The organism is Brucella pituitosa, assembly GCF_965577835.1.
Lineage (GTDB): Bacteria > Pseudomonadota > Alphaproteobacteria > Rhizobiales > Rhizobiaceae > Brucella > Brucella pituitosa.
In genome coordinates, this window is the sequence record NZ_OZ264093.1 from 1,668,502 (window position 1) to 1,682,181 (window position 13,680).

The following is a 13,680-nucleotide window of genomic DNA, read 5'->3' on the forward strand; positions in this document are numbered from 1 at the left end:
TCCAATGGAGGGGCTTTCTATTTTTATCTGCAACGAAAAGACTATTCAAAATCTTCCGGCAGCAGACCCTTCGGGAAGTTCTGGTAAGAAACAGGGCGCAGGAAGCGGCGAATGGACATAGTGCCAACGCTTGTCGCACCAAAATTTGTCGATGCCGGATACGGGCCGCCATGCACCATCGAGTCGACCACTTCCACACCGGTCGGGAAGCCATTGACCAGCACACGGCCAGCCTTGCGCTCCAGAACAGGAAGAAGACGGCGTGCGTCGTCGAGATCGCCCGAATCCATATGGATAGTGGTGGTCAGCTGACCTTCAAAGCCGCGGGCGAGCTTTTCCATCTCATCGACAGAACCAACGCGAATGACCAGGCCGAGAGGGCCAAATACTTCTTCGCCCAAAGCATGGTCAGACAGGAAACGCTCGCCAGTCGTTTCAAACAGGTTTGGCGAAGCCTGACGATCAGATGACTCGGTCTCATACAGCGGCTTAACGGCATTACGCGTATCAAAACGCTCCTTACCGTCGTGATATGCCTGTGCGATGCCATCGGTCAGCATGGTCTGCGGACCAACCTTCTTGAGGCCTTCAACTGTTGCTTCCGTAAAGCGATCCGCGTCAGCACCGTCGAGAACAACGGCAATACCCGGATTGGTGCAGAACTGGCCTGCACCCATAGTCAGCGAACCGGCCCAGCCCTGTCCAAGCGTTTCTGCACGCGCCTTCATTGCTTCTGGCAACAGGAACATCGGATTGACCGAACCAAGTTCACCGAAGAATGGAATGGGCTCAGGACGTGCTGCGCAAAGATCGAACAGTGCGCGGCCACCACCGAGAGAACCGGTAAAGCCGACAGCCTTGATGTTTGGATGCTGTACCAGTGCATGACCGACATCGCGGCGACCGCCCTGAATGAGCGAGAACACACCCGGATGAACGCCGGTCTTGGCAATTGCAGCCTCCACAGCCTGAGCAACAATTTCACCTGTGCCGGGATGAGCCGAGTGGCCCTTCACGACAACGGGGCAACCGGCCGCAAGGGCTGCTGCGGTATCGCCACCGGCAGTCGAAAATGCCAGCGGGAAGTTGGAGGCACCGAAAACGGCTACAGGGCCAATTGGGCGCTGAACAAGGCGAATCTCAGGACGCGGTGCTGGCTGGCGATCAGGAAGCGCTGCATCAAAACGGCGATCAAGATAATCACCTTTTTCAATATGATCGGCGAACAGCCGAAGTTGACCGGTCGTGCGTCCCGTTTCGCCCTGAAGACGTGCTTCCGGCAGGCCGGTTTCCTGCGAACCGATGACGACGATATCGGCGATGCGTGCTTCAATTTCGTCAGCAATTGCGCGCAGGAATGTGGCGCGTTCAGCGCGGCTCGAATAGCCATAAGTCCAGAAAGCATCTTCCGCAGCTTCACAGGCGCGGTTCACCAGATCAACAGTTCCAACTGCGAAAGAATGGGCAGGCCCACTTGCTGGTGCAGACTGAAATGTGCCGGCTCCGTCGAGCCATTCGCCAGCAACAAGGTGTTTTCCTTTGGGCGTGAATGCCATTCGTTCATCCTCCTGTAGAAATCGGCGTGCAATTAAGCCAGTATCCCACCGCATCTAAATTGCACTTGCCTAATGTTTGTATACATTATGTGCGCAGATATCAATTGCCTGTGGGGCCTCCCGTCAGGCGTAGCCATGAAAGACGCATGATGAGCGAGACCACTATCCTGAGCATTGCAACGCTTCACGACCGCGTAGAGGCGATTTTTCGTAAAGCAGGTCTCAACGCAATACAGGCTGGAGCCGTCGCTCGTGTGATTGTTGCGGGTGAACGCGATCACTGCAAATCTCACGGCATATACCGTATCGAGGGTGCGCTTCGCACAGTCAAGGCCGGTAAGGTAAAAGCGGACGCAATTCCTGAAATCGTTACTCAGGAAGCTTCCAGCATCGTGCGGGTGAACGCCAATTACGGCTTCGCAAACCCCGCCTTCGAGATGGGCGTTCCGGTTCTGGCCGAACGTGCGCGCAAAAATGGCATTGCAGCACTTGTCATTAATGACTGCACACATTTTTCCGCTCTCTGGCCGGAAGTCGAAGCGCTGACAGCCGAAGGTCTGGCTGCTCTCGTCATGTGTCCGAGTTATGCAACAGTGGCACCGACCGGCGGCAACAAGCCGTTGCTTGGCACCAATCCTTTCGCATTCGGTTGGCCGCGCAAAGAAACATCGCCTTATGTCTTTGACTTTGCAACATCCGTTGCCGCACGTGGCGAGATCGAACTGCATCGCCGCGCAGGCAAGCAGTTGCCGGAAGGCTGGGCACTGGATGTAGACGGCAACCCGACAACTGATCCGGAAACCGCATTGGCCGGTGCCATGTTGCCATTCGGTGGCCATAAGGGCTCGGCCATCAGCACGATGGTAGAGCTACTCGCTGCCATCATGATTGGTGACCTGACCAGCCCGGAAGTGCTCGACTTCCTCGGAACCACAACGCTTTCGCCAGTACATGGTGAACTTATCATCGCGTTTTCGCCTGAAGCTTTCGCAAAAGGCCGCCCCGGCGACCCATTTGCTCGCGCAGAGGCGTTCTTCGAGGCAATCGTCGGTCAGGGCGCACGCCTGCCCTCACAGCGCCGGTTCAAGGCGCGCGCAGAATCTGAAAGCGAAGGCATCAAGCTCACCAAGACGGAAATCGACCAGCTCGACCACCTCCTTGAAAAAGGCCTCGATGCCATTTCCTAGAGCATTTCCAGCAAAAGTGCGAAGCGGTTTTGCGTGAGGTAAATTCGATAAAACAAATACTTAGAGCGTTTCTCCTGTTTCAATCAAAGTAAGAAACGCTCTAAACAAAAAAGCAACGGTGTTATGTGTCAAGCACCGTTGCGTTTGCCTGGCGCATTCTTGCGTTGAGAATGATGATCATTTTGCGCATGACTGCGACGAGAGCCACCTTTCCCGGCTTTCCCTTTTGCTTGAGGCGCAGGAAGAACGCCCTCATGGTCGGATCAAAGCGGATGGCTGGCAGAGCTGCAACGTAAAGCGCATCGCGAACATGTCTTCTGCCGCCTGCAATCATGCGCTTGCCGCGCATCAGACCACTATCGCGATTAAGCGGCGCAACGCCAACCAGCTTGGCAATCTGGCCTTTCCCGACATGCCCCAATTCCGGTAGGTCCGCCAGAATAAAACATGCTGTTCGCAGGCCGATCCCCGTAAGCGACATCAGAACCTCCGCCTTCCGGCCAAGCTCCGCATCTGCGCTCAGGCAAAGTGTCATTGCGTCCACGACAGCCTGGCGCTGTTCGAGCAGGAAACACAGGCTTTCCTCAATCCAGTCTTTCGTTTGCCCGTTTCCCTTCTCCCGGCGATTTTTCTCCTGCACGATCATGTGCGATAATTGCCTGTAACGACTGACCAAATCTGCCAAAGCACTTTCCTGAGAAGAGCGTTGACGCAAAACTCTTGTTTCCATGCGCCGTGCATAATCGGCAAGAATGAAGGCGTCGATCCTGTCGGTCTTGGAGAGTTGGCCGCAGGCGCGTGCGAACTGTCTGATCTGTTTGGCATTGACCTTGGCGACGGGCAATCGTGCTGCCTGTAAGGCGGTAACGACAAGCCGTTCGTAACCACCGGTCGGCTCGAGAACGAGGCGTTCGATCTCTTCAAATGCGCTCAGGAAAGCAAGCAGATCAGCAATACCCGCAGCAGAATTGGCAAAGCTGGCTGATTGCTCATCGGGTAAAACACAAATATCCAAAGTCGATTTTGATATGTCGATGCCGACAAAACGCGTAGTATAAGACATGAGGCGGTCTCCCTTATACACGAGCGCGAAGCTTTCTCAACGGTGCGACGGAGCCTCTTAAGGTGCAAAGGATTATGCTTTTTTACGAACGAAAGTTCAGGCCCCGATGGGCTCAATCGCTTTGCACCCGCCATTGCGTGTTGCAACACACAATGACAAAAGAGGCCGGAACATCTTAGCAGATGCTCCGGCCTCACATGTATAAGGCCCTCCAAACGGAGGGCCTTTTCAGCCTACGGCTAAGTTAAGCCTTGTACTTCTGCACAGCGCCAGGAAGCTTGCTCCACTCGGCATACCAGCTGTTGAAGAGCTTGAACTGCGCTTCGACATAACCACGCTGGCTATCTGAAAGAGCGTCTGTTTCGTTGAAATGCAGCGCGTATTCCTTGTCGCCCTTCAAAACCATCATGTGCTTGAAATAGAGCACCAGATCCGGACCTTCATCAAAGGACGAAAGAACAGCAAGGGCCTGTTCGAGTTCAAGCGCACGCTGGCGCGCATCAGCGTCGCCCGCAGCTGCAGCCTGCGAAAGCTTGCAGAGTTGGATGACTTCTTTCGGCAGAACGTTGCCTATGCCAGTGATCGCGCCGGTTGCGCCGCAATTAACAAAGCCGTGGAACACAGCCGTATCAACGCCGATCATCAGCGTGACATCATCATCGCGGCTGGTGATGTTTTCAGCCGCATAACGCATATCTGCAGGGCCGCCGAATTCCTTGAAGCCGACAAGATTGGGGTGCTCTGCGCGAACCGCAAAGAACAGATCGGCGCGAGTTGCAAAGCCATAATACGGGCTATTGTAGATGACAGCAGGAAGATCAGGAGCCGCAGACAAAATAGCTTTGAAATGCGCCTTCTGTGCTGCAATCACCGAACCGCGCGACAGAACGCGCGGGATCACCATCAAACCTTTTGCACCAACCTTCTGTGCATGTGCAGCGTGTGCAGCGGCAACCGCAGTGTTCACAGCGCCAGTTCCGACAATCACAGGAATGCCCGCTGCAGTCAGACGTGCAACGCCTTCCATGCGCTGTTCATCGGTCAGCAGAGGCCAGTCGCCCATCGAACCGCAGTAAACAACAGCCGACATGCCAGCCGCGATCAGCTCCTTGCCCTTACGCACCAGCGCATCGAAATCGGGCGTGCGATCGTCCTTGCATGGGGTCATCAGAGCCGGGATCACGCCGGAGAAAATATTGGCAGCCATCTAAAACTCCTCTCAGAGCATTTCCAGTAAAACTGCAGATCAGTTTCGCAAAGGACAATGCAACAAAACAAAAAACAGCGCGGTTGAAACTGCCTTGGCGTATTGCCTCGTTTCAGCTCCCTATAACTGATATATCAGCTTGTATTTTATTTGTCGACAAAAATTAGACAGGTCTACAAACTTATTTCCAAACGGTCGTCTCGCATCACCAGCTTTTGTACCTGCCGCACAATCTGCTCTGCATGTTCATGTGCCAATTGCTCGGCCAGTTTCGTGTCACGCGCAGTAATTGCGGCGATCATTTCGTCGTGCTCTTCCACAAAGCGTTTGGGTAAGCGATCATTGTAAGACTGGTAGTAAAGCCGAAGAATCCGGCGCCCCTCATCAAGAAGGCGCTTGAACAGCGTGGTGAAATAGGGATTGCGACCTGCTTCCGCGATAGCGAGATGCAAGGCTGCATTGGTGGCAATCATGCCAAGCGCATCCTGTGCCTCAACCGCTGCAGCGAACTCTTTCTGATGTGCAGCGATGATCTCAAGATCTTCGGGACGATGGTTCTTAGCTGCCAACTGGGTCGTCACGCGATACATCAGCGTCAGCGCGTCAAAATAAGTATGCATATTGAGGAAGTCGATATTCGACACCATAGTCGAGCGATTGGGCAACGTATCAATGAGCCCCTCGCCTGCCAGCCGCACCAAAGCCTCACGGATTGGCGTACGGGACATCTTGAACCGCTCGGCAAGCTGCACCTCATCAATCGGGTTACCGGGCGGCAGGACCAGATCAAGAATTTCATCGCGCAGCAGGTCATAGACCATTTTAACTCCCGAACCGCGTTTGCGCTCGTTTGTGAGACTGGTTTCACTATCCGTCATCGGTATATCCTTCTGTCGGAAATTTGGTCCATCCCGAAAAGAGCGAAGCATTTTCGGGATGGACTTTAAGACAAATGATCAGAGCGCCGATCTGATTCAATCGGACTAAAACGCACTCTAAGCGAAAGGTTCAGCTGGTCCCTTGGCAGGTCGCGTGAACCACTCCGGACCTTGAGCTGTCATGTAAATATGGTCTTCCAAACGCACACCAAACTGACCAGGCACGACGATCATCGGTTCATTGGAAAAGCACATGCCCGGCGCAAGCGGCAACTGATTGCCACGAACGATGTAAGGGGCCTCATGGATTTCCAGACCCAGACCATGGCCTGCGCGATGCGGCAGGCCGGGGAGTTGATAGTCTGGTCCGAGACCATGCTTCATCATCACCGCGCGGGCGGCATCATCAAGACTGGAACAGGCGGCACCGATTTTTGCTGCATCAAATACAGCCTGTTGTGCCTGTCGCTCAATCGTCCAGATGCGTTCAAACTCGGCGGTCGGCTCATCCAGCATATAGGTGCGCGTCAAATCGGAATGATAGCCATCGATCCGGCAACCGGTGTCGACGAGAATGACGTCGCCGTTCTTATAAAACTGCTCGCCATCCGCGCCGTGAGGCAGCGACGTCGCCTCACCAAAAGAGGCAATGCAAAAGGTGGATCCGCGACCTGCGCCAAGTTCACGATGCTGCTCATCAATAAAGCGTACGACATCTGACGCAGCTATACCCGGACGAATGAACTGATGCGCGCGGCGATGCACTTCAAGTGTCAGCCCCATGGCATATTTAATAATGTCGATTTCGGCTTGCGACTTGGCTATGCGCTGTTCGCGAATGATCGGGCCAGCGTCAACCAGACGATCTGCACCGATCTCTCTTCGCAAGGCATTATAGACGAAGAGCGGCACTGCATCGTCCACGGCAAGTGTTTCGCCGGTGCGCAGCAGCGTGACGACAAGTGCAGCGCTGTTTTCTTCTTCCTGCCAGGTGCGGATTTCACCCGGCAAATGAGGAAGGCTTTCTACGCGGCTCTGCTCAAAACCCGGTACAATGTATACGATTTCGGTTTGCGTAATGACTGCACCAAGCAGACGCTCGCTGGAATGCCAGACAAGTCCGGTGAAATAGAGCAGGCTCTCGGTGGACCCAAGCAGCAAAGCACCAATGTTTTTTTCGCTCAGATTACGGCGCAGAACATTGATACGCTGCAGCCGCTCTTCATTAGAAATGCGCGGCGGTTGGGTAGTGAGAGACATTGCTTGATCCTTTCAGCCTCTGCCACGGACTCTGTGGCACACCGAAAGAATAAATCTCTGTACGCAATTTGTCGACAGGGTTAGGTTTTTACCAGACCTGTCCGTTTCAGAAGCCCCATCAAGAGCAATGGCAGCAGCGTTGTCAGCAGAATAGCGATAAACGCCATCGCCATGCCAAGACCAACCGACCCCTGTTCAAACTGTCGCCATATGAAAATCGATATGGTCTGCATACCAACTGGCGCCACAAGAATAGACGCTACCAGCTCGCGTGTCGCGACAGCAAATACCAGCAACATTGCAGTGATCAGGCTTGGCGCGATCAGCGGCAGCATGATGCGACGGAAAGTCGTGAAACTGCTTGCACCGCATACGCGTGCTGCAGCTTCTAGATTATCGCCGATCTGATGAAATGCGGCTGTTGCATAGCGTATTGGCTGCGGCAGAAGAATGCAGCAATAAGCAAGCAGCAGAATAAGCGGCGTATTATAAGGCGAAATCAACAGCGATGGCTGGTTCCATGCGAGGATAAGGCCAACAGCAACCACGACGCCCGGCAAGGAATTCGGCAAGACAGTAAGCACATCGAGCCAGAAGCGCCCACGGAAGCGCATTTTTACCACAGCATAAGCAGCAACAGCACCAAGAAAGCCGGTCAGCAGAGCGCTCGCTACACCGAGCGACAGGCTATTGATCAAAGCGCGCATCGCTCCCGCACTATTATCCGCAATATCAGTAAAATTATTGAAACCGAGATTTGAAAGCGTCAAGCCACCTGAAATGGTCTTCGACAGCGCGGTTGCAAGAATTGCAAGGAGCGGCACACCGGTTGCGGCGAAGGCTATCACGGCAAACAAGATCACGACCGGGATTTTGAGCGCGCCCAGTTCACGCTTGTCTTTGTTCTGCGGCTTCCCGCCTGTCGTTACATAGGACCGGCGCGTCAGAATCCAGCGCTGAAACATGAAAGCTGCAAGCGAAAGGCAGACAAGGGCGAGCGAAAAGACCGCTGCTCCTGATAGATCAATCGGCCAATCGGATATTCTCAAATCGATTTCCGTTACCAGAACTTCAAACCCGGAACGGCTGCCGAGTGCTGCCGGGGTGCCGTATTCCTCAATCGCCGAAGCAAAGACGAGCAACAGGCTTGCCGCCAATCCCGGGGTTGCCAGTGGCAATGTGATGCGGAAGAACGAGCGCCAAGGCGATGCACCGAAAACACGACCAACATCTGAGTAGCGCGCGCCAACCGCTTCAATGGTGCGGGACACCGCGAAATAGACCAGTGGAAAGGTGTTGAGTGCCATGACGAATGTCATGCCCGCAAGCGAAAACAGGAATGGTGCAAGGTTGAAGCCTGCGAGCTGTTCGAGATAACCCCGTGGCTGCAATGTCATGATCCAGCCAAGCGTTGCGATATAAGGTGGGATCATGAAGGGCACCAGCATCAGCACGTCCCAAACCAGCGCAAACGGCACTTTGTAAAGCGCGCGGAACACAGCCAAAGGCACAGCGATCAATGCAGACAATGCAACGACGCAAAGACCGAGCAACACAGTGTTCCCAGTCATGCGTAAGAGTTTTGGGTCTTCAAAAAGTGCTGGCAGATGCACAAAAGGTGCCGTCAGCATACCCTGACCGATCTGCGGGAAAATGGCCTGCAGAACAATAAATATGAATGGAACCGCAACGACAATTGCCAGTCCGATGACAGCCACAAAGCCGAGTGGATTTGCGGCGGTAGCGGTCTTTGCACTCATGATTGCCTCTGTGGTCATCGAGCAACGACCGCAATATAGCCGCCAGCTCATAATCTATTGAATAGAATACGTAAGCGGCTCTCCCTGACAATCAGGAAGAGCCGCAATCTGATTATTTCTTCGCGCCAAAGACCGCGTTGAATTCTTTCAGTGTTTCATTGCGCTTGCCGTAAACAGCTGCGGCGTCGATCTTCAAAATCTTCAGATCGTTAATCAGCGGGCGGTTTGCAGCAACGTCAGAACGCGCAGGCATCAGATAGGTGTCAGCCACCATCTTCTGACCTTCATCCGACAGCATGTAGTCGACGAATTGCTTGGCTTCTTCCTGGTTCTTCGACCACTTGAGGATCATGGCCGGGCGCGGTGCGATAACAGTGCCAGATGCCGGGAAGATGACATCGATGGCTTCGCCCTTGGCCTTGCCTGCGAGCGAGATGTAATCGACTGCACCAAATACTGCGGCCTTGGCACCCTGAAGCACAGGATTCAATGCTTCGGCATTGGCACCAGCGGCAGTTGCGCCGTTTTCATGCAGATGCTTGAACAAATCCCAGCCCTGCGTCTCTGCAAGCGCTGCAACGAGCTCAAATGTTGCCCCCGACTGTGATGGATCAGGCAAGTTTACCAGATCCTTATATTCTGGCTTCGCCAAATCAGCCCATTCAGTTGGCTTTGGGGTTTTGCTGTTCGGGTTCCATGCGATACCGAGAGCCGAAACACCCTGAGCAACAGCAGTTTCGTTCTTCAGGAAGTCAGGAACCTTTTCGGCATTCGGGCTGGTGTAAGCCACGAGCCAGTCGCGCTTTGCAAAGTCGGTCGCTGTGTCCCAAGAAGCCGAAATCAGCACGTCTACGACAGGGTTGGCAGCTTCAGCTTCAATACGCGCCATGACTTTGCCGGTCGTTGCCTGAAAGACATTGACCTTCGTACCGGTCTTGGCAGTAAAGCCTGCAGCGAGACCTTCGATCAGCTTGCCCGGACCTGCCGAATAAACGGTGATGTCGGCAAATGCCGTGGTGCTCGCCAGCAGGGCAGCAGCGAATGCCATAGTGGCGCCGATAATTGACTTCTTCATAAATCTCTCCTGAGATGCAGTGACGTGAAGTGATTGCTACGAGAACCAGCGCAGCTGTTCTGTATCGATGGCAATGCCGATCGGCATACCGGACGAAAGTCTGTTGTGATCGAGATAGGTCAACTCATGGCCAACATACTGTGACCCAATGCGAACTGTCGTCAGGTGGCCGTCCCCACGAAAATGGGTCCGCAAGACCGTTGCCGGAATTGCCGCCTCATCGATTGCAACACTGCGCACCGAACGAGACGGCAGAAGGACGTGCGTTGCATCCGCGGGCATGGCAGCATGGTTCAGCCGAACTTCGGTTTGAGAAATACGGTAGAAGCTATCTTCGCGTTCCACTGGCATCACACAGCCAAGACGCAAAAAATCAGCAACTGCCGGTGTTGTGGGATGAGAGACGAGCATTTCAGGTGCTGCAAGCTGTTCGATAACGCCCGCGCGCATGATTGCAACCTGATGGGCAAGAGAGAATGCCTCGCTCTGATCGTGTGTTACGTAGATCGCAGTCAGACCGAGATTAGCGACAAGCTGACCAATCTCACTGACCATATTTTCGCGCAATTCACGGTCAAGATTTGATAGCGGTTCATCGAAAAGCACCAAACCCGGTTCAGCGACGATGGCACGTGCAATGGCGACACGCTGCTGCTGTCCGCCGGACATGTCGCTGATGGAACGATCCCCAAAACCGGAAAGACCGACGCGATCCAATGCCGATTTTACCCGCTTTTCGCGCTCCGCACGTCCAACACCACGCATTTCCAGCGGAAACGAAACATTCCCATAAACTGACATATGCGGCCAGAGAGCATAGTCCTGGAACACCATGCCAAGGTAACGCTTTTCCGGTGGTGCAAAAGTTCCGCTCGCCGCATCAGCTACTTTTATACCGTTGATGATTATGGAACCCCTGGTCGGCGCAAGTAATCCTGCCACCAGTCGGAGCAGCGTGGTTTTTCCACATCCCGATGGGCCAAGCAACGCAAGCGTCTGACCTTTTGGAAGGGTCAAATCGATGTTCTTGAGGATTGTGCTGCTGCCATAGGCGAGGCTCAATCCTTCAGCCTTAACGGCTACGTCTGCGTGTATTTTAGTTTCATGTAACATAAGCGCGCAATCTGTATGGTTTGCGCGCTTTTATTCCGGGTGCGTGACAAGGGAATGACACAACTCACATAGCTGAAAAGCGCCAGAAACATTGGTACCAATTAAGCAAGAGCTGCAACTCAACATCTTGGTGAATGGTTCGTCTTCGGAGCTGATTACCACCTTTCGTAGCCCCTCCAAAGCATGCCTCCCAAAATGGGAACCAGTTTTGGGAGGCATGCGCAAAACAAAGAATTAGTGCTCAAAAAGAACCCGACCTAAAAAGGCCGGGCCAAGTTTCACGACGGATGGAGATAGAAATATTATCAGTCGTGCTTATGCTCCTCATGCTTGTGTCCCTCATGGTTATGCCCGGCTTCGCCCGCATGGACCTTACCGGAGCCGCCAACTGCGACGATGTTAAAAGGCTTGCCAGCGACGTCGATATCGCCTGCTTTTTCAAACGAGTTAGCGTTGACGAGATGCAGCTGACCCTTAAGCGGATCACTCACAACAACATTGTCGCCTGCAACTGCAATACGCGGACGCGGATCGCTCCAGTGACCATCCATCGAGTATGGCTCGGTCAGCTTGACCGACTTAACGATTTCGCCCTTGAGAACATCAAGCTGGTGAAGCTGGCCGTCTTCGGTAAAGATATAAGCGAATTTCGGCCGCACCGGATCAACCGCAAAATGCACGCGTCTCGTCGGAAGCTGTACCAGACGGAAACCGCCGTCGGCTTCTGAAGGGTCGACCAGAACAATACGATCCGGGCCATAATTGCCGATGAAATATTGCAGCCCCTTGCCGCCGATCAGGGTAGAAGAGCTGCCTTCAGGCAAGGATTTTCCGTAAGGCAGATGTTTAATGACAGGCTTGTCGCCGTCCTGCGTGATAAGCAGCAGCCCTGTATCACAGGCAAGTGCATAAATACTGCCTGACCCTGCAGAACCATGTAGGCCGGGGCATGCAACATCTTCGCCAACCTTGTTACCCTTGAAGTCAACGATACGCGCACCGATTGGTCGTTTGGAGGCGTCGTCCGGGTTTGGAATCGTCACAACCGCATAACTATCGTAAGGAACAGACACGCCATGATGCGGAGCAACCACATTCGCCGTCTTCACATCTGGTTTCTCATCAAGAACGGCTTTTTCTGTGAAGAACCGCGCCGCATCTTCACCATCAAACCATTGCGCAATATTGCCCTGACGTTCGACAAAATGTGCGGGCTTTGTGCCGGTCCACTCAACATTGAGAAGTTTGGAGTCATCGACATCAATGTCCGCATGATCCCCATGATCATGAAATGAAATACCGGAAGAAATGGCAGATACCGCACCTGCGGAACCCTGTACGGCAAACACTGTCTCTCCGCTTTCGCTACGGTAGAGCGATGCTGGTCCCTTGATCTTGAAAGTGTCGAGCTTGTCGCCATCAAGAGCGTCGATGACATTGACGACGGGCTCAGCATGGTCAGACACAAATAGTCGCCAAGCGGTTACATTGTCTTCGTCTGCCAATGCATTTCCGCCTGCCATGCAAACGGCCATTGTAAGGGCCGAAGCTGTCAGCATGAGTTTTCTCATAGGTCTCTCCTTATTAATGATATTACATAACATTCAAAGTCGCAGCGGTAGTGATGTTCATTGCGCTTATTGGGGGACGATCGCAGCGCGGATGGTTTCAGCATTGTGGCGCATCATGTCGATATAAGAGGCGGCAGGGCCATCGGATGCAGACAACGCATCGGAATAAAGAACGCCACCGAGCCTGAGCCCAGACTCGGACGCGATCTGCTCAACAAGGCGCGCATCAGCAATATTTTCGGCGAAAACAGCGGCAGCACGGTTTTCCTTGATATCCCGCACGACACCCGCGACATCGGCAGCAGATGCTTCAGACTCGGTTGAAACGCCCTGTGGTGACAAAAATTTCACGCCATAGGCGTTTTCAAAATACCGAAATGCATTATGGGCAACGACCACAACGCGACGATCCTGCGGAATGGAGGCAATCGTGCTTCTGATATCAGCGTCAAGCTTGTCCAATTGCTGCTGATAAGCAGCCGCGTTCTGCTCGTAGACGTCGCATCCCTTGGCATCGGCTTTGCAGAATGCCGAAGCAATGTTTTGAACATATACCTTGGCATTCCCCACAGATTGCCAGGCATGGGGATCGAACGGCGCTTCATGGAACACTGCTTTGGTGCCGTAATAATGGTAGTGTCCGCCGTGCGGATCACGCAAAATCTCGGCACCTTCAGTCGCCTCGACAATCTCGGCTTCGGTCCCGCTGGCCTCAACAAGCCGGGACAAAAAGCCTTCCAATTGCAGACCGTTCACCAGAACCACATCAGCTTTCGCCATTGCGATAGCATCCGACGGTTTTGGCTCATAGACATGTGCGTCGCCATTGGGACCTACCAGAGTGCGCAAGGCAATTCTGTCACCACCCACTTTTTGCGCCATGTCACCCAGTATGGAGAAGCTGGCAATGACATTGAGCTTTTGTTCTCCTGCACCTGCATGCGAACTGACGGTTAATGTTACAACACTCAATGCAAGGGCAAGTTTCAATTGCCTCATCATTTCAATAG

At 53.6% G+C, this 13,680-nt stretch carries 11 protein-coding genes; 1 reads left to right on the forward strand and 10 read right to left on the reverse strand.

The features are described 5' to 3' along the window. Positions 1 to 41: 41 nt before the first annotated feature. Positions 42 to 1,556 carry an aldehyde dehydrogenase (NADP(+)) gene (locus tag ACSME1_RS19030; protein WP_435655221.1) on the reverse strand — a complete coding sequence of 505 codons (1,515 nt, stop codon included), beginning with the start codon at positions 1,554 to 1,556 and terminating at the stop codon, positions 42 to 44. 149 nt (positions 1,557 to 1,705) lie between these two features. Between ACSME1_RS19030 and ACSME1_RS19035 the strand changes: the two genes are divergently transcribed. Further along, on the forward strand, positions 1,706 to 2,743 hold the full coding sequence (locus ACSME1_RS19035; protein ID WP_207489255.1) for an Ldh family oxidoreductase: 1,038 nt from the start codon (positions 1,706 to 1,708) through the stop codon (positions 2,741 to 2,743). A 121-nt stretch (positions 2,744 to 2,864) separates the two neighbouring features. On the opposite strand, the gene ACSME1_RS19040 is transcribed toward ACSME1_RS19035, so the two are convergent. From ACSME1_RS19040 to aztC, 9 genes are all read right to left on the reverse strand, one after another. After that, complete coding sequence (locus ACSME1_RS19040) at positions 2,865 to 3,806, reverse strand: IS110 family transposase (RefSeq protein ID WP_435655222.1); 942 nt, start codon at positions 3,804 to 3,806, stop codon at positions 2,865 to 2,867. Positions 3,807 to 4,050: 244 nt separating this feature from the next. Beyond that, complete coding sequence (locus ACSME1_RS19045) at positions 4,051 to 5,013, reverse strand: dihydrodipicolinate synthase family protein (RefSeq protein ID WP_435655223.1); 963 nt, start codon at positions 5,011 to 5,013, stop codon at positions 4,051 to 4,053. Between the two features lie 173 nt (positions 5,014 to 5,186). Beyond that, complete coding sequence (locus ACSME1_RS19050; protein WP_024896500.1) at positions 5,187 to 5,891, reverse strand: GntR family transcriptional regulator; 705 nt, start codon at positions 5,889 to 5,891, stop codon at positions 5,187 to 5,189. Positions 5,892 to 6,008: 117 nt separating this feature from the next. After that, positions 6,009 to 7,151 carry a M24 family metallopeptidase gene (locus ACSME1_RS19055; protein ID WP_435655224.1) on the reverse strand — a complete coding sequence of 381 codons (1,143 nt, stop codon included), beginning with the start codon at positions 7,149 to 7,151 and terminating at the stop codon, positions 6,009 to 6,011. 80 nt (positions 7,152 to 7,231) lie between these two features. After that, complete coding sequence (locus tag ACSME1_RS19060) at positions 7,232 to 8,911, reverse strand: ABC transporter permease (RefSeq protein WP_435655225.1); 1,680 nt, start codon at positions 8,909 to 8,911, stop codon at positions 7,232 to 7,234. A 112-nt stretch (positions 8,912 to 9,023) separates the two neighbouring features. Then, positions 9,024 to 9,986 (reverse strand): ABC transporter substrate-binding protein, encoded by a 963-nt coding sequence (locus tag ACSME1_RS19065; RefSeq protein WP_105706118.1) that lies wholly within the window; start codon positions 9,984 to 9,986, stop codon positions 9,024 to 9,026. A gap of 36 nt (positions 9,987 to 10,022) precedes the next feature. Then, entirely contained in the window at positions 10,023 to 11,099 is a 1,077-nt protein-coding gene (locus ACSME1_RS19070) for an ABC transporter ATP-binding protein (RefSeq protein WP_435655226.1), read from the reverse strand. A gap of 305 nt (positions 11,100 to 11,404) precedes the next feature. Continuing rightward, complete coding sequence (gene aztD, locus ACSME1_RS19075; protein ID WP_435655227.1) at positions 11,405 to 12,670, reverse strand: zinc metallochaperone AztD; 1,266 nt, start codon at positions 12,668 to 12,670, stop codon at positions 11,405 to 11,407. Between the two features lie 66 nt (positions 12,671 to 12,736). Further along, positions 12,737 to 13,672 (reverse strand): zinc ABC transporter substrate-binding protein AztC, encoded by a 936-nt coding sequence (aztC, locus tag ACSME1_RS19080; protein ID WP_435655228.1) that lies wholly within the window; start codon positions 13,670 to 13,672, stop codon positions 12,737 to 12,739. Positions 13,673 to 13,680: the final 8 nt, after the last annotated feature.